Consider the following 20,218-nt stretch of genomic DNA (forward strand, 5'->3'; position numbering starts at 1 on the left):
CGTAAGTCCTGTATTTAAAAACCTAAATTGCTCAATCAATCAGGAGGAAAATATGGTTCGTGTCCTTGTAGAAAAGATATTTGAGCCACCGATCACCGAACAGAAGTGGAACCACGATCTTGAGATCGGAATACCTTGTCACAGGGCACACAATGTTCATTGGATTCGCTCAATGATGGCACGCGATCGCGCTAAAGTAATTTGCGAATTTGAGGCACCTGATGCTGAGACTGTGCGGAAGTCTTTTCGGAAAGCTGGCTTACCCTTCGCCCGGATCTGGACAGTTGATATTTTGGAACCATCTGTTGGATCAAATGTATCAACCCTGTCTAATTGCTCTTAATCAAAAAACCTTTGTAGTCTCACTTTCAGGTTGAAGAAACAGTAATGATGCGATCGCCTTCACCAATGCCTCTGGCTCCACAGGCTTAGGAATATGCTGTTGAAATCCTGCGGCGATCGCTTGTTGGTAATCCATCTCGGCAGCATAGGCAGTCAGCGCGATCGCTGGAATGTTTCCTCCTTGGTCTGGTTTCAGACTCCTCACCTTTCGCATCAACATATAGCCATTGATTTCTGGCATTCCAATATCGCTGATGATGACATTTGGCTGGGATTGGCTTAGTGCTGTCAGCGCTGCAACGGCTGAGGCTACGGAGGTCACAGTTGCACCATATTGCTCCAACAGGAAGCACAAAAACTCTCGCATATCTGCATCATCATCCACCACGAGAATTTGTAAGCCAGACAAAGGTAAGGAGTCAAAAGTCAGAACTGAGAGGTTGTCTTTTTCATCCGACTGCCTTTCTCTATCATTCTGCAAACAGGGAAGCTTAATTAGGAAAGTTGCACCTTGTCCTTCACCCGGACTTGATACACTTACAGTGCCGCCGTGAAGTTCTACGAGATGGCGGACGATTGCCAGCCCTAGACCCAATCCCCCAAAGGTTCGGGTGGTGGTACCATCTTCCTGACGGAAATAATCAAAGACATAGGGTAAGAACTCAGGTGCAATCCCCTTACCTGTGTCAGTTACGCGGATTTGCGCCTGCGCTTCGACCTGCTCTAATGCGATCGCGACCTGTCCCCCAGCCGGAGTAAACTTAACCGCATTGGCAAGGAGATTCCAAACGACTTGCTGCAATCGATTGGCATCACCGGAAACCTGTCCTACGTCCGGTTCGAGGATAGTCTGAATCTGGATAGATTTGGCTTCGGCTGCTAAACGCACCGTCTCGATTGCGGCTTCAATCGTCGATACCAAGTCAACCGGGTAGACGTTGAGGCTCAGCTTCCCTTGCAGGATGCGGGAGACATCAAGCAAATCTTCAATTAATTGGGTTTGTAACTTGGCGTTGCGCTCAATGGTTTCTAAGGCGCGATCGCTCGTTGCCGGATCGAACTTGCGGCTACGCAGAAGCTTTGCCCAACCCAGAATCGGATTAAGCGGCGTTCTCAGTTCGTGAGAGAGAACGGCTAAGAATTCATCTTTGACCCGGTTTGCCGCTTCCGCCGCACTTCGCGCGGTTCGTTCTGCTTCGTAGAGATGGGAACGAGCGATCGCTTGGGCGCATTGTTGGGCAAGTGCCAAGATAAAAGCTTGGTCATCCTCGTTAAGTTCTTGTGGTTCAGTAAAGCCCAGAGACAGCCCTCCAACTGCCCGACCCTCTACCATCAGCGGAATCGAAACCCACGTCCCAAAGTTAAATTGACTATAGGCTTCAGCCAGGTGAGGGTAACGAGCAGCTCGTTTTTGTGACGTTTCACCCCAAACAGGTTGTCTAGTCCGTACCGCCTCTGCCAGAGGGACTGCTGTGTCGATGGAAAAACGTTGCCAGCCATCGATTTGATTCACTTCATAGCCAACCGCCCGCACAATTTCCAGTTCAGTACCGCTTTCATTGAGCAATGCCACTAGAGCATAGTTGGCACCCAAGGCAGCCATGCCCTGTTCGACGATGACTTCGGACACTTGGGTGGGTGTGAGCGATTCTGAAAGGGCAGCGGTAATGGACTGGAGACGGGCAATTCGCTCTGCTGCCCGCTCCGCCGTCTGTTGCGCCTGCTGCGCTTCCCGATAGAGGCGGGCATTATCGATAGCGATCGCTGCCCGATGAGCAATATCTTCCGCCAGCGAGAGGTCGCCGGTGTTGAAACGATGAGCAGATTCAGCTGTGACAAACGAAATGGCACCGAGAATCCGCCCCCGTGCCATCAACGGTGAGATAATATAGGACTTTAAGCCCAGTTCCCGCAGAATTCGCAGATGTTCTGGATCTTTGACTGCTTCTGCCAGGACTGCATCTGAAATTTCCGCCACCATTTCTGTTTGTCCGGTACGCAACACCTTTGGCACACCTGTCGGTGCATCCAACGGTCTGGGATAACGCTGGTGGAGTTCCCAGCCGAGTTTCACTTTCTCAGGATCTCGGTGGGCAACGGCGACTCGATGAATCGATTGGTTGTCTTGCAGAAGGTCTACGCCGCACCAGTCGGCGAAGTAGGGCACAACCAAGCTTGCCACGCTGGCAAGCGTGCTTTCATAATCGAGGGAAGAGGAGAGGGTGGCACTGACTTGAGCTAAAAACGCTGCTCGCTGCCGGTCGGCTTCTGCTTCCAGGCGGGCGGTTTGCTCTGCGTACAGTTGGGCACGTTCCGCTTCAGCCTGTTTGCGATCGCTAATATCTTTGTTGATGCCCACAAAAAAGAGCGGCTTGCCAGCCTTGTCGTAAACAAGCTTTGATGTTGTTTCAATCAACACTTTCGACCCATCTTTTCTCACACAGGGAACTTCACCACAAAATCCTCCTGTTTCCTGAATAGACTGGATCATTTGGGCGGTCATTGTTTCTGCAATGTCAGGGTGATGTAAGAAATTCAGGGGTTTAGCGATCGCTTCGGACGCTGTATAGCCGAAAATCTGTTCCGCGTTGCCCAGCCAACGTTGAATATTTCCCTCCAGATCGGTTAACACAACAGCATCGGGCATTTGCTCCAAAGCAGCCTTAGAAATCAGCAGAGATTCTTCAGTTTGTTTGCGCTCCGTGATGTCAATTACAACACCACTCATGCGAGTCGCTATGCCCGCTTCGTTGAAAAAGGCTCTTCCCCGGCAAGCAGCGTAGCGAATGCTGCCGTCATCCCGGATAATTCGATATTCCAGATCGTGTTCCACGCCTTCGTGAATCGCTCGGCTCAAAGATTGGGCGAGCGATTCCCGATCCTCTGGGTGCAGACGAGCCAACACGGCTTCTGAGGTGGCAACAAACGTTGCAGGAGTGACTCCAAATAGTTGATAAACCTGCTCATCCCAGTCAAACCGATCGTTGAGAATATCCCAACTCCAAACACCGATTTGAGCAGATTTCAACGCTAGGTTAAGTTGTTCTTGACTTTGTGCTAACCCTTGATAGAGACGAGCATTCTCCAGGGAAATGGCAATTTGAGCTGCTAAAATTTCCAGCACGGAAAGCTTGTCGTGTGTAAAAGCGCCTGGGATAAAGTTGTTTTCTAAATATAAAATTCCCAGCAAGTTTGACTGACGGGCAAGCGGTAAGCAAAGTACAGACTTCGGTTGCTTTTGAATCACATACTCGTCTTCCGAAAATAGATTCTGCTCTGTGGCATCGGGCAAAATCACAGTTGATTGAGTTCGCTGCACATAATTCAGCACTGACTGAGGCAATGCAATTTCACCCGCCAATTCAGGTCGAAAAACATTAAATTTTTCTGCTTGGGAATTTATTTTCGCTTCGACTTCTATCACTAGATTCTGCTCGTGAAAAAGCAGCAAATAACCCAGTTCGGCTCCTGCTTGCTCAAGCGCAATCTGCATCAATGTCTTCAAAAGTCGAGAGAAGACAATTTCGCTAGAAATAGTTTGAGACGCCTTAACAACCGATAGAAAGTCAAGTTGCTCCCCCGTGCTTAAAAACGTTTCGTTGGAGGCAGGGGGCTGTTGCGGCAACGGTTGCGGCAATAAGGTCGGATAGAGCTGCTCAAGCTGCTTGACCTTGCCGAGCGCCTCCCAGCGCCGATAGGCATTCCTGGCTTCTTGCAGATAGGTTTTAGCGATCGCTTCAAACTCCCGATCTAAGTAAAACTTAGCTGCTAACTCATACGCCAAGGCTTCATAATGCACAAATTTCTGCTCGCGGGCACAGCGAATTGATTGCTCATACAGGCGCATTGCTTCCATGTCCCGACCCTCAATTCGAGCTATCTCCGCCCCCACTAATTGAGACTTATGTAAGAAGTTAGCAGGGCAGTGGCTCGCCCAATCCTGTAATTGTCGCTGATGGATTTCCAAGGTTTCTAAAAACCCTTCCTGCTCTTCACAAGATGCAGTTGGATAAAGAGTCGCCAAGGTCAGCGAGTGATACAGAACATAATCGGTTTCGATTGGTAATGCCAGGGTTGTAACTGGAAACACGGACACTTGTAAGGCAGAATTCAGCGCCTCCTCATACTGTTCGTAGGTGAAAAACAAAATTAATTTTATGATGTGATAAAAGATAATTCCACTGACGAAGCCTGCATCCGTAAGGATGGAAAAGGCGTGCGATTCATCGAAACTATCATCACTTAGGGTCAGCTTGTGGTAGGTGAGTCCGCGTAAATTTAGGAGAAACTGCTGCTGCAATCTAATCGTCTGATAGGCAGCTTCATGCTTAGATTGCTGGGCAAAGTTAACGTACTTTTGAATTAAATTATATGTTTCGGGAAGTGGACTTCCTACCTGAATAATCTGCCAAGAGCCTTGATAGCCGTTGTAGTTAGCCATCGTCACATCACCTGCTTCCACACAACCGATAAATCCTCGCTCTAAAAATGGAATATCGGTAGAAATATGGTTCCGCCAAACGTTGATATGACTGCCATGAATGTGTAGAACCGTTCCTCTGAGTTTTGAGTCATTCAACTTCTCATTCAGTTGAATCGTCATCTCAGAAAATGCATACCCCGTAGGAATATCCCGAAAGATCGAAACCAACAACATCGCATACATACTATAAGCAAAACAGGAATCTTCCGTATTACCATACTTCAGGGAATAATTGACTGCTTTGAGTACAACTAGCGGAAAAATACTTGGTCTGCCGAGATAAGCAGGCGGCCCTACAGTTGTCAGCAGACCGATGAGTGTCTTAAGATTTGGATCTTGGAGCGTTGGGGCGTTGAGTAGATCGGAGACTTGTCTGTCACCTAAATTTGCCAATACCTGGCTTTTTTCGATAGCGATCGCAACCTGCACTTGCTCCTCTGAATCCGGGAAAGTCACCCCAAAAATTTTTAAAGCTTCTAATCCGAGTGCTAGCGCCTCCTCATACCTACCTGCAACTTGATAAAGTCTGAGCTGAAGTATATAAATATTCGCTTTGTCTATATAAGATTTGGCTTTGATAAATAGAAGCTTAAATAGAGCTTCCGCCTCCTCTAAATTACCCGTTAAAAATTCGCATTCAGCTCGTTCTTTAACTAGAGTAAATGTTTGTTCATAATGGTCAAACCAAGAATCTTCATTTAAAAGATTTGCAGCGACAGCAAGCATTCTTTTCGCAGGTGTGTACGCAGTGGAGGCTTTTGCCTTCTTAGCAGCAATTAGATTTAGGCGAATTAATTCGTCTTTTTCTGTCCGCTCAGTAATCAAACCAACAGCTAGATTAAGTTGATTTACTAAATCAAAAATCTGTTCTTCCAGTTGAGCAGAATTGAAACTTTTAAGTAAAAGTCGCCCAATCGTAAGGTGAACCGCTTGCTTTTGTTCATCATCGATCAAGGCATAGGCAGCTTGTTGAATGCGATCGTGGTAAAAGCGATAGCTTTTCTCAATGCTTTCAGTTGCCTCTGTGGGGATGATGAATCCTCTCAGAACCGCTTCCAAAAGTGTGTTGGCTGTTTGCTGAAGAGATGTTTCGCCGACGATTGCTAAAACTTCTAAATTAAAACGATTCCCGATACAGGAAGCTAACTTGAGCAACTGTTGAGTTTCGGGCGGCAGTTTTTGCATCCGCCCAATCATCAGATTGACAATATTATCCGTAATGCCTTGGGCTTCAATTTGGGCTTGATTCCATTGCCAGACGCGATGGTTGCGATCGAACGTCAGCAGATTTTCTTGGTACAGCGTTTTGAGAAACTCGTTGACAAAAAAAGGATTGCCATCGGTTTTCTGGACGATTAATTTGGCAAGAGATTCTGACCGTCCCGGCTCACAATGTAGGGTTTCAGCAATGAGCTGATTCACATAAGTAAGGTTGAGAGGAGTGAGAACAATTTCGGTTATTTTTGCCCCACCTTGACGAATCTGCTCCATCATCAAACTGAAGGGATGGAGCAGATCGACCTCGTTATCTCGAAAAGCCAGAATAAAGCAAAGATGCTGGAGACTTGATCCCGTGACGATGGTTTGAATCAAATTCAAAGTGGCGCTATCTGCCCACTGCATATCATCCAAAAAGACAGCCAATGGATGCTCTTTTTGAGCAAAGATACTGATAAAGTTTTGAAACACCAGATTGAATCGATTTTGGGATTCAGCGGGTCCCAAGTCTGGTACAGGAGGTTGTTCGCCGACGATGAGTTCAACTTCTGGAATCACATCGGTAATCAGTCTGCCATTATTCCCGAATGCGGCTTGGATTCGCTTTCTCCAAGTGGCAAGTTTATCTTCAGGTTCCGTCAAAATTTGCCGAACGAGCGTCTGAAAAGCTTGAACAAGGGTGGAATAAGGAATATCTCGTTTGTACTGATCGAACTTACCAGAGATAAAAATCCCACGTTCTCTTACGATGGGTTTTTGGATCTCGTTCACGAGAGAAGATTTACCAATCCCAGCATATCCAGCGACAAATATAAGTTCTGGCGTACCTTGGCTAACGACTCGCTCAAATGCTTGTAAAAGCTTTGCAATTTCTCGCTCTCGCCCATACAATTTTTGGGGAATCTGAAACCGCTCTGAGATATCTTGTTCGCCTAAAGGGAAAGATTGAATTTGTCCAATTGTCTCCAACTGTTTTAGGCATCGTTCCAGATCGAACTGCAAACCCAAAGCACTCTGGTAGCGATCTTCTGCAACCTTTGAGAGCAGTTTCATGATGATGTCAGATAGCGATCGCCCAATCTCCGGTCTTACCTTTGTGAGTGGTGGCGGCGATTGGGCAATATGACAATGCACCCACTCTAAAGGGTCTTTGCCCTGAAACGGTAGCTGACGGGTCAGCATTTCATAGAAGGTGACTCCCAAGGAATATAAATCGCTGCGATGGTCAATCCCACGATTCATTCGCCCAGTTTGCTCTGGCGACAGATAAGCCAAACTGCCTGCAATCTGGCTGGAACTGCTGACCATTTGCTGTTCGTAGGGGATAAAAGCAGCGATCCCGAAGTCAGCGATTTTGACCTGATGCGTTTCCAGATTAATGAGAATGTTCTGCGGTTTAATATTTTTATGGACAATGCTATGGCTATGAATTTGGGCGATCGTATTGGTGATTTGAATGGCAATTTTTAAAAACGGAATCGGCTCTCGAAAGTCTTCTAGAAGCCGATCGAGCGATCGCCCGCCAAAATCCTCCAAAATCAGATAAGGAATGCCCTGATGCACCTCTAAGGCGTAGGCTTTAACTGCTCCGGGGGTGTTCAACCGTTGGGCGATCGCATACTCATGTCTGAGTTGCTCAATATTGTTGGGCGTACAGCACTCTGGACGTAGCTCTTTAATAATCACCGGACGCCGATCTTCGACTCTGATTCCACGGTATAGGACGGCTTTTATCCCTTCTTTGAGCAAAGTGACAATCGTAAATCCGGGTAACTTCAAGGTCATGTCAACAGATCCTATAGCCGTGCTTCGTCAGAATAGTCAGAGGCCAATGGTGCTTCAGACTCATCTGCTAGATTTAACTAGAGTAGCAATCGCTTCAACCAGTTTTTCCGATTCTCCAGGCTTGGCAATATGCAGATGGAATCCTGCTGCGATCGCGTACAGCCCTTTGGGCATGAAAACAGCGAAGCGAGGCGTTAGCCTAGCGCCGACCTATCGGTTAGCTCATCTGTAATTACCCCAAGATGGCATAAAAAATTGAAAAATTCGATGCTTGAAAGCTGACAAACTACTGACCATTCTCCTGTAAGTATTTAGTCATCATTTCGGCTCTCTTGACAAGACCAGCCTCCTGGCGCTGTCTGCGACAAGCTTAAGGGATCTCTAATACTGACTACGAGAGATTTTCCTAGTTCTGAGCTACAGAATGCACAATAACAGTCATCCCCATTTAGACAACCACTAGGTGATAACGATAAGACCCTCCATTCCGTAGGTTTACCCTACCTCCTAGAGAGTCTTCTGATATTGGTGGTGCTTATGCGATCGCTCAACTCTATGATGGCTTGGGGAAGAAAGTGCAACTGGACTGCCCTCTTAGTAACAGTTGCACCACAGCAACAACGGAATCAGTAGAAGTAAAGTCTTGGATTCAGAGAATACCCGAAAAAGCGATCGCTGATATCCGCGTCCAGAAAATTTAGCTCTACTATCCCTTGCTTATTGACTACTTTTAGAGCAAACCTATCAGAAATTTTCTGATTTCTGAGTTTTGCCTGCATTGTTGTTTTCAACCCAATCAATCACTGAGGTTAAATAACTGCGTGGTTTCATTTGCACACCACCATTCTTGTTACTCTTTCCAATTAACAGATGTTGCTCTCAATTTGCCATCACCGATAATCGTGTGAACTTTGAAAGAGCCGCTTTGTCCTGGATTTAGCGTGGAGGGTTCTGCATTGACAGAACTACTTTTAATCACCTTGCCATCTAATCCAACAACGTTATAGGTGACTTCAATCGAATGAACTATTTTTTGGGTTTCGTTGATGATGCGACCCGTCAAAATATCCCCATCAGATGTTTGGTCTGCGATGATGACTTGTGGTTTTTGACCGCATAGTTGGGTGAGGTCTAAGGTTCTGCCATCCGATGTCTGCATATAGCAAAAGGGCATATCGATCTCGGAAGCTGAGGCACCCGCAGCTTGGAAATTGGTAATCCATGAATTGCCAGAAGATTGATGATTGCTGAAGAAAATCGAAGCAATCCAGAATGAAATTGTTAAAGTAAGGTTTTTTTGCATAGTGTTAACAGTTGGTAAAAACATAACAAAGTTTTGATCTGTCTTAACAGATTTGAGGGATGAGTCTGAATTTAATTCAAGGCAGTATTCAAGGCTAAATTCTAAGTTCAGAGCTTGAGTGTTGGGCTTTTTCAAACACCCAGTATTGGCTCGCCCGGTGTTAAAACCCTAGCCATAGTGAGGGAATAAAAAGTAATCTCTTGGCTAAGGCAGTTGAGAAAATTCCAATGCCTTGCTAACCCAGGTTGCTAGTTATCTCATTTGGGTTGTGAGGTGCTAGTGAGGTGCTACATTAACGATCCTTCCAGCCCCCCAATTTATCGGGGGGCAAGAAGTCTATATGTTGCAAACAGAAAACAAAATGGTATTAGAGCATTGGAAATCGACTCGCAAATGTACCCAGTTACTCAGCAATGGAGTAACTCGCAACTCCCGTACCTGGTGGTAGTGAGCAAACAACCTCATAAGCTCCGTTAGCAGTTTGAGCTACAGGTCCCGTGAAGTTGAACACATGCTTCTTCGGAGTACCTGTAGCACCACCGCTAAGTGCGATTGTTAATTTCTGGAATTGAAAACTTAGAGAGTTCGGCTGGTTAGCCCGCAGCTCGCACTGTAGGGTTGTAGACTGAGCGTTTCTGCTGAATACATGCACAAAAGCAAGAGGTCCTGCGCTGCCATTTTCAGTCCCTGATGTAATGTCCCGAACAACAGGACAATGTAGGTTAATGGATGTGGTACCTTGAACTGAAAACTGTCCAGCTGCACGACTAAATTGCTGATTAGAAGCGGAAGTCTCAGGCTGACACATACTTCCAGCGTAGACTTTATTATCTCCAGCTAATGCTGCGGTGGGAATGGCAGCAGTGGATAATAGAGTGGCAGAAAATGCGATCGCTACTTTTACACGTTTCATGTTGGACATCATAGAAGTTGCTCCTTGGTATTTGCGTTGTTAATTAGTGAATTGCTTCAACTAAATACCAAGTTATTCAAAGCAGCGTTCGCAAAGCGTTCAATTAAATGCGATCGGAAACTTACATTTTTGTGACTCAAATCACTGGCGCTCGTGTTAAAGCGAAGATGCCCGATAACAATCTTTTTGGTAACTCGCAAATTCTATATAAATTTTTCTAGGATTGTGCAGCAAGCAACAGCATAAGTCTATTTTTCCGGTCTTGTATTAACCGTCTCAAGCAGTGTATACGAGCCGCAATCCGTTATCAGGAACGACGAACGAGCCGACAGGTCGGCTATAGGCTTCCGCCTTCGCTACGCTGACGCTGTTTTCATGCCCAAAGAGCTGTACGCGATCGCATCAATTTCACAGTGGTTATATGCATACATAGCCTAGGGTAAGGATTTGGGGACATCGAACGCTTCCAGAACGCTATCGGAACGCTTGCCTTGATAGCTTGTTCATATACCAAAAAACATTCATAGAGGATATCGAACAAATCCTGAAGAGACACACAGCTTGGGTTGAATTCCTGCGAATACCCTCCGTTTTTCTTATATCTATTTCTCTTCGGAATGCTACCTATCAGCTCCTCTAACTCCGCTGAAGAGTGCAACAGAAATCTAAGTTTTTGCGATCGCACTCTGAATAACACATTCAAACTTGAAAATCATCACGAGGATTCTATGACAACACTTACCCTAGACCAAACAAAAGCAGAAGCGTTTGCGGGACGGATGCTTGACATTCTCAACAGTGGCGCGATCGCTCTGATGACGTCTATCGGTCACAGAACTGGGCTATTTGACAGGATGGCTGAACTACCGCCTTCTACAAGCCAACAGATTGCAGACGCAGCGGGGTTGAATGAGCGGTACGTGCGCGAATGGTTGGGAGCAATGGTTACGGGTGGCTTTGTGGAATACAATCCAGCTAAGAATACCTACGATTTGCCTCTAGAACACGCCGCATTCTTAACGCGGGCTTCCAGTCCTGACAATATTGCGGCATTTTCCCAATACATCCCTTTGTTAGGAAGTGTTGAGGAGCAAATCATCGACTGCTTTTACAAGGGTGGTGGGGTTCCCTATTCTGCTTTCAAGCGTTTTCATCAAGTGATGGCGGAAGATAGCGGTCAAACGGTCGTTGCGGCGCTGAATGACCACATTTTGCCCTTAATTCCCGGACTGATTGAGGCACTTGAGAAAGGAATTAATGTGCTGGATGTGGGGTGTGGGAGCGGTCGTGCCATCACCAAAATGGCGAAGGAATTTCCGAATAGTCGGTTTACAGGCTACGACTTCTCAGAAGAAGCGATCGCGATCGCGCAAACCGAAGTCCAACGCCTCAATCTTGCAAATATCCGCTTTCAAGTAAAAGATGCTGCCACCCTGGATGAAGTTAAAAACTACGATTTCATCGCTACCTTTGACGCCATTCACGACCAAGCTCAGCCCGATCTAGTGTTGCGAGGAATTGCCCAAGCACTGCGTCCGGATGGCATTTATTTGATGCAGGATATTCGTGCCTCCGGTTATGTTGATGGCAATCTCGATCATCCGGCAGGGCCGTTACTTTACACCATTTCTTGTATGCACTGCATGACTGTATCCCTTGCCGCAGGAGGCATGGGGCTTGGTGCCATGTGGGGTCAGGAGAAAGCATTGGAAATGCTGGAAGATGCCGGTTTCACTAGCGTGGAAATCAAGCAACTCGCTCATGATTTTCAAAACAATTACTACATTGTGCGGAAGAATTAAACCCGTTTTACGAATTGTCTGGATTAAATCCCTGCCATCAATTGGGGGGATACAGAAAAAATCACAAATGTAGCGGCAAGAAAGTGAATCGCTAAAAAACTATGTAACACCAACCTTCAATTCTGAAAACCATTGAAAGCTAGAAAATCCTATGTGCAAACTCTGTGCATTTGCTTGGCGTTACCAAAAACCTGGTAGCAGTGACTCGCTATTGCTAACTACGAAACAGTTCTCTTCACTGGTTGTTTTAAATCAAGCCTCGCAACCAGTTCAGAAATTATCTACTACAAAAGACAAGTAAAAAGGAGAAAAAACCATGACTACATTACTAAACCGCATCGAATTGAAAGATTATGCAGCGATCGCGTCTGCTCTCTCCCAAGAATTGGCAGCGAGTGCCGTTGAGCGCGATCGCCAAGCAGGTATCCCCCATGAAGAAGTACGACGACTCCGAGAAGCAGGACTGTTACCTCTGGTTGTACCGCGAGAATATGGCGGTATTGGCGCAACCTGGGTAGAAGCTTACAAGGTTCTTCAGGAAATTGCTAAAGCAGATGGTTCTACGGGGCAACTCTACTGCAATCAGCTAATCTTATCAGTGGTGGGTCAGGTGAGCGGCACCCCCGCTCAAGCAGAACGCTACTATCGAGCTACTGCCCAACATCACTTGTTTTGGGGAAATGCATTTAACACGCGGGACACTCGCCTCAAAATTGAGCCAGAAGGCGATCGCTTCCGGGTAAATGGAACTAAGACTTTTGGCACCGGAGTGGCAGCAGCGGATATTCGTGTATTCGCCGCCGTGCAAGACGGGGTCGATCATCCGATTGCCTTTATCCTTCCCAAGGATCGAGAAGGCATTGTCTACAACAACGACTGGGACAATATGGGACAACGCTGCACCGCTAGCGGTAGTTTCACCTTCCACAACGTCTTGGTGAACCCGGATGAAATTCTTGGCCCACCTCCATCTCCAGAGGGTGCCTTTTCTACCCTCTTGTTCGTGGTGAATCAGTTGGCGAAAACCCATGTCTATCTGGGAATTGCCGAAGGTGCCTTGGAAGCGGCAAGGGATTACACGACGACGATGACTCGACCCTGGATGACCTCAGGCGTCGATCGGGCATCGAAAGATCCCTACATTTTGCAGCACTATGGTGAGCTATGGACTGAGCTAAAGGCAGCGATCGCGCTCTGCCGTCAGGCAGCGCAGCAGGTACAGACGGCATGGGAAAAGGGACAGGCGCTCACTCATGAGGAACGGGGTGAAGTTGCGATCGCTGTTTATACTGCTAAAGCTTTTACCACTAAAGTTGGCTTGGATATCACCACCCGCATCTTTGAAGTCATGGGCGCTCGTTCCACTGCTGCGAAATACGGCTTCGACCGCTACTGGCGCGATTTGCGGACGTTTACCCTGCATGACCCAGTGGACTACAAGCTGCGAGATATTGGCAATTGGGTTCTCAATCAGGAACTGCCAATGATATCGCAGTATTCGTAACCGGAATGCGATCGCATTCCCTAGTCTGGCTTGCTTGCAAGTAGATAGTCAAAAGTCGATTCCTAGGGCGCACAAATCGACTTTTGACTTATTTTTTTGGCTTATTTTTGAATGCGCTTGACAAATGACTCGTGTATGACGTCACTTTAGAGGAGTTTAAACGCGATCGCTCCTGCGTCTTGCCAACAGAAAGCGATCGCTTCTCCTAAAAATTCCTGACTCCAACCAATAATCCCTGTCAAAGGGAAAGGAAGGCACAAGTGAAGGAGTAGAGACACAATGGGCGATCCTTATCTGTTGGCGGTAAGTTTGTTAAGCGGTGGGCAAATAGCCGCCCCGCCCCCACCCGTGCTACCTCCACAGCCTGACAACCTGTTAGCGTTATGGCATTCCAGTGAGTCGAGTACCTTTGAGCCACTGGTGGCTCAGAAAATCGTCCCGACCATTGAAATCACCTCTCCGGAATTTAGCCAGCAGTTGATTTCGCAGACTAATCCTTTCCAGGGGACTGACACACTAACCATTACTACAGCCTTAGCACCGACAGCAGCTCAAGCCGCGACAGAACTGAAACCCTCCCTACAAGCGAAGCTGAAACCGGATACAGCAACGACAAAACCGGCATCTGGCAGTCAACTTTTTTACCAAAGATTAGCTGCTCTGAAAGCAGGCAAGATTTATACTCGTCTACCTGTTGATAGCTTTCAGTCATACTGGGCGAACCAAGCAGGTACTAAAGCACTGGCTTTACAAAAACCTAGCTATGAACAGTGGAAACGCCTACTGGCAAAGGAAGCGAGAGCAGTTTCTCAAGGTCAAGGTTCCAACCGTCTTTCCGTATTAGTGGGAGATTCTCTCTCATTGTGGTTTCCCCAAGAACGTCTTCCTGGGGGGAGTTTGTGGCTGAATCAGGGAATTTCTGGGGATAATTCCCGTGGCATCTTGAAAAGATTGTCTGCTTTTTCCCAAACTCGTCCCGATGTTATTTACGTTTTAGCTGGCATCAACGATTTACGCCAAGGTGCAACGGATGAAACAATTCTCGATAATCTTCGCCAAATTGTTCGCCGCTTACGACAAGAGCATCCTCGCAGCTCAGTCATCGTGCAATCCATTCTTCCCACCCGGATCAACACCATCCCAAACCGCCGAATTCGTAACCTTAACCAACAACTGGCTATCCTTGCTCAACAACAGGGTGCAGGCTATCTAGATATTCACTCTCGCTTTAGCGATGTTGAAGGAAATTTGCGTGTGGACTTAACGACGGATGGGCTGCATTTGAGCGGTCGAGGATATGAAGTTTGGCAATCGGCACTCCAACAGGCAGAATCGGTAATTGCGCTGAATCGGAATAATGTGCGTGCTGATAACTCAGTAAAGCGATCGCGTCTCTCTGATTTATCTGGATTAAATTAACTGGTAAAAAATTTACGTTTTGTAGGGGCATGGCACAAACACGCCCCTAAAGGCATACCTATCATGCCTGCCATGCCTCTACTTAGCAATTCAATCCATAAAAAAATCAGAGCGATAAAGCTCTGATTGTCAAACTAAGTTCAGTGGAGTTTCAAAAAATTGTTAGAAATAATTGCGCAGCTATCAATTTATCAGCCAATCAAAATTAGCCGAATTAGATGCCTTGACGAGAAATTAGCTTTTCAATATCCGCCTGAGTTTGCTGCAATAGCTGCTCGCGGCTATCAACAGCCTTGGTGAGAGTGGGAACTAGGTTGCGCGCTTGTAACGCCATGTGAAGCTGTAGATGCGCCACGTACTCACTAAAATCTTCACGAAATGAAGGAGTTGAGGATTGCTGTAAAGGCACGTTTATTGTGTTCTCCATCGTTATCTCTCAGCCGTTTGTCAACCTTAACGAAGTTATCACACCGTTCATAGTCTCTTCTAATTTTGCAATGAAGTTTAATCGTTTTCAGGGAAATTGTTTAAGAAATGTTAAATCCTCTCCGGGACTGTTTAAACTTCTTTGCATTCCTCCTGATAGGGCTGAGTGGGAGACAGGGAATAGGTGAGGAGAGAATATTCACCCATTCCCAATTCGCTCCCCAATGCCTATCCCCCAATGCCCAAGCGTCCTGCTAAGCCGGGAGTGAGAGGGAGGAGAGTTGCCACTGTTAAAAACAGAGCCAACAGCCCCAAAGCAGCTCGCGCATCATCGGGTTCGGAAATCTCATTCAAGCTAGGGCGTTCTAGACCCCGTTGCAAGAACAGAATTACAATCGCCCAGTACAGCAGCAAAGGATTCGTCGGATTCACCAGAGAGATAATTCCCAGCAAAATTAACGTGGCGACGGTAGCGCGTCGAGCGATTTGGCGTCCGTAGATTGCCTGGACGATTCGACCCCCATCGAGCATTCCCGCTGGCATCAAGTTGAACGCTGTTACCACCAAACCCAGCCAACCGATAATCGTCAGCGGGTGGACATCAACCAGGGTTTGCTGAAGACTAGAACCAAGGACAACCCGTGCTAGAGTACCCACCAAAATTGATCCCTGAAAAAACTCCGATGGCACCTTAAATAGACTGCCTTCGTGGGAAAGAATTAAACCGACGATTAGCATCAATAGGGAAACAATGCCACCAGCAGCAGGGCCAGCTAAAGCGATATCAAACAGCACTGTGCGATTGGGTAATAGCGATTCAAACCGAGTAATCGCCCCAAACGAGCCAATCTGTGCGGATGGGATGAAAAAAGGAAAACTTAGGCGAATATTGTGACGACGAGCTAGGAACCAGTGACCGAGTTCGTGAGTCACTAAAATCACCCAGATTCCGGCACTGATGGGCAGAACTTCTCCAATGCGGCTTGGATTGCTGAAGAAATCAAAGCCGAGGAAAATTCCCGCCGTCTCTAAGCTAGCGGCAATGGTCGCCACGACGAGAACGCCTGCCAAGATGTTCTGCGGTAAGGTTGCTGGTTTCGGATCGTTGGTGCTGGGGAGAACAATCACCACCGGCTTCTCTTCCGGATTTTCTACTAAAAATAGCCGATAGCGATCGCCCAATCTCTCGTGCAAACTCGCAGACAAGCGGGAATGAACCGCCGCAGGTTCTCCCCGCAGATTGCCCTTGAAGATGGCTCCTTCCTGATAAGGAATGCTTTCGGTGGCAAAGAAGGTATCGATGCCAAAAATTCCTTGGATGTTTTTTAAGTCTTCATCTGGAATGGGAACCACTTCTTGGGTAACGGCATTTTTCGCCTCTTTTGGCGTCGCCACTGCTGTCTCTCCCCCATTTTCTTCAGCAGTATCTTCTATCGGGTTGGATTCTTGCACCATTTTCAAGACCCGCTCCCGCAGTATGGCATCCTGACCGGCTGCTCGCAGTTTATTTCCGATGAAGATGTACAACCCAGCGGAGGCTATCAACATAAACAAGATGCTCACCAGGTTGAGATAAATCCCCGCCGCGAACAATCCAAAAAACAACAGCCAGGGAGACATCAACACCACTGACTGCAACCAAGCTAAGATGCCGAGTTTGCCGAATGACTTGGCACGGTAGAAGCCCCAACCCAGGATGCCTAAAGCCACCAGCACAATTAAAACTGTCGCCGTAGTTTCCGATCCAGTAAACATTTTTGATGAGGAGCCGTAGCAGCTATAGCCAACCAGTCTACTGTATTTCAATTTCTGATAAGGATTCAAGGTTACTCTTGGCTCTCGGTCGGGAAATGATTTCAATCTCTGCGAGAGATTCATCCAGCCATCTCCACACCACCCTAAATACAGTGCAATATTCGAGCGAGTCGCACTCAGCTTAAATTTCTTGAATGCCAAATAAATACCAAATAAACTTGGTTGAGATTAACGCCAATATTTACCTACTAGAAACCCTATGCTATTTAAAAAGTTAGAAGATAAGAATTTTAGTCAGTTAATTAGACTGGGATTAATCGCGATCGCCTTGGGCATCGTTCCGCTTACCGCCTGTGTCAGTTCCCTAAAATCCACCCAGCAACCCTCTCAAGCTTCATCGCCGTCTTTAGCGCTAAAAAATGACAGCACTGGCGATCGCGTTATTAAGCCGCAATTTGAGGCTGCTGAAAACTTCTCAGAAGGTCTAGCAGTCGTCACGAGTAACGGAAAAAAAGGTTATATCGATAAGACTGGCAATATTGTCATTAAGCCGCAGTTTGATTTTGCTGAAAAATTTGAACAAGGGATGGCAGCCGCAAAAATCGGCAATCAGTTCGGCTATATTGATAAGACTGGAAAAATGGTCATTATCAATCCACCATTTGAGCAAGTTTTACAATTTTCAGAAGGACTTGCGCCAACCAGTATTGGCGGTAAGTGGGGTTATATTGACACGAATCGCAATCTGGTTATTAAACCGCAGTTTGCCGCTGCTCAGAACTTTTCAGAAGGGTTGGCATCCGTCAGAGTTGGCAATCAAGAAGGCTATATTGACAAGACGGGCAAGATAGTTATTAAACCGCAGTATAAACAAGCTTATCCCTTTAAAGAAGGGCGAGCAGCGGTATTTGATAATAAGTTAAAGATGGGCTTTATTGACACAGGCGGAAATCGAGTCATCAAGCCACAATTTGATGGGACAAATGATGGCTTTTCCCAAGGGCTAGCACCCGTAGCTATGGGCAGTAAAATTCCTCAGCATTGGGGTTATATTGACAAAACTGGGAAGTTTGTCATCCAGGCGCAATTTGAGTATGCTTCTCCCTTTTCCCAAAACGAAGATTTAGCAGCAGTAACAGTTGACAAAAAGACTGGCTATATCGATAAAACTGGGAAGTTAGTTCTCCCGCCGCAGTCTCATTATGCGGGCAGTTTCGAGGATGGAGTGGCACTAATCTCAAGGGGCGGTAAATATGGCTATATGGACAAAACCGGAAAAATTGTGATTCCGCCGCAGTTTAATGAAGTACGCGATCGCGGTGGTTTTTCCGAAGGACTAATTGCGGTAGAAATTGGCGGGAAGTATGGATATATGGACAAGACTGGCAAAACAGTCATCAAGCCACAATTTGATGCGGCTGGTTCCTTTCAAGAAGGGCTGGCACCCGTAAGAATTGGCAGTCAGTGGGGCTATATCAGCCGATAAAAAAGCCAAGATTGTTAGTTCCTAAAAATCAACTCCACGTCATGCGATCGCACTCCAACGACTCGCAATCGGCATTCGCCAGCCGGTGCCAAAAGCCCGATCGGTAATTTTCAGTCCAGGCGGTGCTTGTCGCCGCTTAAATTCGGCACGCGCCACTAATTGCATCACTTTATTGACAACGACTGGATCGTGACCAGCTTCGATAATTTGAGCAGTTGATTGATGTTCGTGAATTAATCGCTGCAAAATATCATCCAGAATGTCATAAGAGGGTAGAGAATCTTGATCGACTTGACCGGGTTTTAGTTCGGCACTTGGCGGTTTCGTGAGGATATTCGTCGGAATAATTTCACCGTTACGATTCAGCCAATTGCATAGAGAATAAACGCGAGTTTTCGGTACATCAGCAATCACCGCTAATCCCCCATTCATATCGCCATAAAGCGTACAGTAACCAACCGCCATTTCTGACTTGTTACCCGTAGAAAGGAGGAGATAGCCAAACTTGTTCGCGATCGCCATTAATAAATTGCCTCGAATCCGCGATTGAATATTCTCTTCCGCAAGTCCAAAAGCGGTTCCAGCAAACAGAGGTTCTAACGTTTGGTCGTAACCCTGCATCAGTTGCCCAATCGCTAAAGTTTGAGTAGCAATACCCAGTTTTTGGGCTAATTTCAGCGCATCTTCGACAGAATGATCGGAACTGTAGGGCGAAGGCATCAGGACGCCGAATACATTTTCTGCCCCTAAAGCGGCGGATGCGATCGCTGCTACCAACGCCGAATCCACTCCACCACTCAAGCCAAGCGTAACTTTGGAAAAGCCACACTTGCGGGCATAGTCTCTCACTCCCAACACCAACGCCGCCCAAATTTCTTCGTCTTCACTAGCTGCAAGCGGTGCGACTCCCCCGTTATCCTTGGTTGCTGAGGGGGAGATTAAATCCCGCTTTTCCTCATCAAATTCCAGCAGTACCAAATCCGTCTCAAAACGAAGGGCACGACACACCACTTCCCCGGCGTGATTCAAAGCGAAACTGCTACCATCAAAAATTAAGTCATCATTTCCTCCAACCTGATTGATGTAAATGCTTGGTTGGCGGTAACGGACAGTACTATGACGCAACATTGCTTCTCGCAAGTGATGCTTGCCAACACTATAGGGAGAAGCTGACAAATTCACCACCAAATCTACACCCAATTGAGCTAAGTCAGCAATCGGATTCACTGCATAGCTACGCTTTCCCCAAAATTCCTCATCGTTCCACAAATCTTCGCAGATTGTGACGCCAATGCGGAGATTATCGAGCGTAAAAGAATTTGGCTGAAGTCCCGGTTCAAAATATCGATATTCGTCAAAAACATCGTAGCTGGGCAACAGTCGCTTGTGAAAAATTTGCTGTATTTTGCCCTGTTCTAAGCAGGCAATACTATTAAATAACGGTTTACCTCCAGCGGCGTGCGCCTCCGGATTTGGGTCTACCGTACCCACCAACACCGCTAAATTGGGTGGCAAATCCTTTGCTAGCTGCTGCAACACCGTTGCCATAGACTCGACGAAGCCGGGATTCAGCAGCAAATCTCGTGGCGGATAGCCGCACAAAGAGAGTTCCGGCGTCAGCAACAAACGGGCACCTTGCTGAGTTGCCTGTCTTGCCGCCTCTAGAATTTGTTGGGCATTGCCGGTGAGGTTGCCAATTGTGGGGTTGAGTTGAGCGATCGCAATTTTCATATTCAGTTATCACCTGCGTCGTTCTGATTATTTAAACTAATTTTTCACTCA

At 46.8% G+C, this 20,218-nt stretch carries 13 protein-coding genes; 6 read left to right on the plus strand and 7 right to left on the minus strand.

Features of this window, described 5'->3' with window-relative positions; genetic code table 11:
- Positions 1-52: 52 nt before the first annotated feature.
- Positions 53-343 (plus strand): DUF4242 domain-containing protein, encoded by a 291-nt coding sequence (locus NDA03_RS11315; protein ID WP_190410329.1) that lies wholly within the window; start codon positions 53-55, stop codon positions 341-343.
- Here NDA03_RS11315 and NDA03_RS11320 read toward each other — a convergent pair whose 3' ends face one another.
- A complete protein-coding gene (locus tag NDA03_RS11320) occupies positions 344-7,828 on the minus strand; it encodes an AAA family ATPase (RefSeq protein ID WP_348238058.1) in 7,485 nt (2,494 codons plus the stop codon).
- Between NDA03_RS11320 and NDA03_RS11325 the strand changes: the two genes are divergently transcribed.
- Positions 7,827-8,060 carry a hypothetical protein gene (locus NDA03_RS11325; RefSeq protein ID WP_190410327.1) on the plus strand — a complete coding sequence of 78 codons (234 nt, stop codon included), beginning with the start codon at positions 7,827-7,829 and terminating at the stop codon, positions 8,058-8,060. The two genes, NDA03_RS11320 and NDA03_RS11325, sit on opposite strands and share 2 nt — an antisense overlap.
- 618 nt (positions 8,061-8,678) lie before the next feature.
- On the opposite strand, the gene NDA03_RS11330 is transcribed toward NDA03_RS11325, so the two are convergent.
- Both NDA03_RS11330 and NDA03_RS11335 read right to left on the minus strand, forming a co-directional pair.
- Complete coding sequence (locus tag NDA03_RS11330; RefSeq protein WP_348238059.1) at positions 8,679-9,131, minus strand: FxLYD domain-containing protein; 453 nt, start codon at positions 9,129-9,131, stop codon at positions 8,679-8,681.
- Positions 9,132-9,534: 403 nt separating this feature from the next.
- On the minus strand, positions 9,535-10,056 hold the full coding sequence (locus NDA03_RS11335; protein WP_190425345.1) for a hypothetical protein: 522 nt from the start codon (positions 10,054-10,056) through the stop codon (positions 9,535-9,537).
- 716 nt (positions 10,057-10,772) lie between these two features.
- On the opposite strand from NDA03_RS11335, the gene NDA03_RS11340 reads away from it, so the two are divergent.
- Both NDA03_RS11340 and NDA03_RS11345 read left to right on the plus strand, forming a co-directional pair.
- A complete protein-coding gene (locus NDA03_RS11340; protein WP_348238060.1) occupies positions 10,773-11,846 on the plus strand; it encodes a class I SAM-dependent methyltransferase in 1,074 nt (357 codons plus the stop codon).
- A gap of 316 nt (positions 11,847-12,162) precedes the next feature.
- Complete coding sequence (locus NDA03_RS11345; protein WP_348238061.1) at positions 12,163-13,350, plus strand: acyl-CoA dehydrogenase family protein; 1,188 nt, start codon at positions 12,163-12,165, stop codon at positions 13,348-13,350.
- Positions 13,351-13,496: 146 nt separating this feature from the next.
- On the opposite strand, the gene NDA03_RS11350 is transcribed toward NDA03_RS11345, so the two are convergent.
- Positions 13,497-13,628 carry a hypothetical protein gene (locus tag NDA03_RS11350; RefSeq protein WP_277877454.1) on the minus strand — a complete coding sequence of 44 codons (132 nt, stop codon included), beginning with the start codon at positions 13,626-13,628 and terminating at the stop codon, positions 13,497-13,499.
- Between the two features lies 1 nt (position 13,629).
- Between NDA03_RS11350 and NDA03_RS11355 the strand changes: the two genes are divergently transcribed.
- Positions 13,630-14,769: a GDSL-type esterase/lipase family protein gene (locus tag NDA03_RS11355; RefSeq protein WP_190437808.1), complete on the plus strand. Its 1,140-nt coding sequence runs from the start codon at positions 13,630-13,632 to the stop codon at positions 14,767-14,769.
- A 214-nt stretch (positions 14,770-14,983) separates the two neighbouring features.
- Here the strand turns inward: NDA03_RS11355 and NDA03_RS11360 are convergent, their stop codons facing one another.
- Both NDA03_RS11360 and NDA03_RS11365 read right to left on the minus strand, forming a co-directional pair.
- Complete coding sequence (locus tag NDA03_RS11360; RefSeq protein ID WP_190410320.1) at positions 14,984-15,196, minus strand: hypothetical protein; 213 nt, start codon at positions 15,194-15,196, stop codon at positions 14,984-14,986.
- 227 nt (positions 15,197-15,423) lie between these two features.
- Positions 15,424-16,950, minus strand: a complete 1,527-nt coding sequence (locus tag NDA03_RS11365; RefSeq protein WP_348238062.1) for a site-2 protease family protein — start codon at positions 16,948-16,950, stop codon at positions 15,424-15,426.
- 259 nt (positions 16,951-17,209) lie between these two features.
- Between NDA03_RS11365 and NDA03_RS11370 the strand changes: the two genes are divergently transcribed.
- Positions 17,210-18,436 carry a WG repeat-containing protein gene (locus NDA03_RS11370; RefSeq protein ID WP_348238063.1) on the plus strand — a complete coding sequence of 409 codons (1,227 nt, stop codon included), beginning with the start codon at positions 17,210-17,212 and terminating at the stop codon, positions 18,434-18,436.
- Between the two features lie 39 nt (positions 18,437-18,475).
- Here NDA03_RS11370 and NDA03_RS11375 read toward each other — a convergent pair whose 3' ends face one another.
- Positions 18,476-20,167: an NAD+ synthase gene (locus NDA03_RS11375; protein WP_348238064.1), complete on the minus strand. Its 1,692-nt coding sequence runs from the start codon at positions 20,165-20,167 to the stop codon at positions 18,476-18,478.
- Positions 20,168-20,218: the final 51 nt, after the last annotated feature.

Origin of the sequence: Trichocoleus sp. Lan, assembly GCF_039961855.1 — a bacterium.
In the GTDB taxonomy this organism is placed as follows: domain Bacteria; phylum Cyanobacteriota; class Cyanobacteriia; order Cyanobacteriales; family FACHB-T130; genus FACHB-T130.

Bases quoted from the DNA above. Each gene is read 5' to 3' on its own strand.
- NDA03_RS11315 (WP_190410329.1), top strand. From the start codon at position 53: ATGGTTCGTGTCCTTGTAGAAAAGATATTTGAGCCACCGATCACCGAA.
- NDA03_RS11325 (WP_190410327.1), top strand. From the start codon at position 7,827: ATGTCAACAGATCCTATAGCCGTGCTTCGTCAGAATAGTCAGAGGCCA.
- NDA03_RS11320 (WP_348238058.1), bottom strand. From the start codon at position 7,828: ATGACCTTGAAGTTACCCGGATTTACGATTGTCACTTTGCTCAAAGAA.
- NDA03_RS11330 (WP_348238059.1), bottom strand. From the start codon at position 9,131: ATGCAAAAAAACCTTACTTTAACAATTTCATTCTGGATTGCTTCGATT.
- NDA03_RS11335 (WP_190425345.1), bottom strand. From the start codon at position 10,056: ATGATGTCCAACATGAAACGTGTAAAAGTAGCGATCGCATTTTCTGCC.
- NDA03_RS11340 (WP_348238060.1), top strand. From the start codon at position 10,773: ATGACAACACTTACCCTAGACCAAACAAAAGCAGAAGCGTTTGCGGGA.
- NDA03_RS11345 (WP_348238061.1), top strand. From the start codon at position 12,163: ATGACTACATTACTAAACCGCATCGAATTGAAAGATTATGCAGCGATC.
- NDA03_RS11355 (WP_190437808.1), top strand. From the start codon at position 13,630: ATGGGCGATCCTTATCTGTTGGCGGTAAGTTTGTTAAGCGGTGGGCAA.
- NDA03_RS11360 (WP_190410320.1), bottom strand. From the start codon at position 15,196: ATGGAGAACACAATAAACGTGCCTTTACAGCAATCCTCAACTCCTTCA.
- NDA03_RS11365 (WP_348238062.1), bottom strand. From the start codon at position 16,950: ATGTTTACTGGATCGGAAACTACGGCGACAGTTTTAATTGTGCTGGTG.
- NDA03_RS11370 (WP_348238063.1), top strand. From the start codon at position 17,210: ATGCTATTTAAAAAGTTAGAAGATAAGAATTTTAGTCAGTTAATTAGA.
- NDA03_RS11375 (WP_348238064.1), bottom strand. From the start codon at position 20,167: ATGAAAATTGCGATCGCTCAACTCAACCCCACAATTGGCAACCTCACC.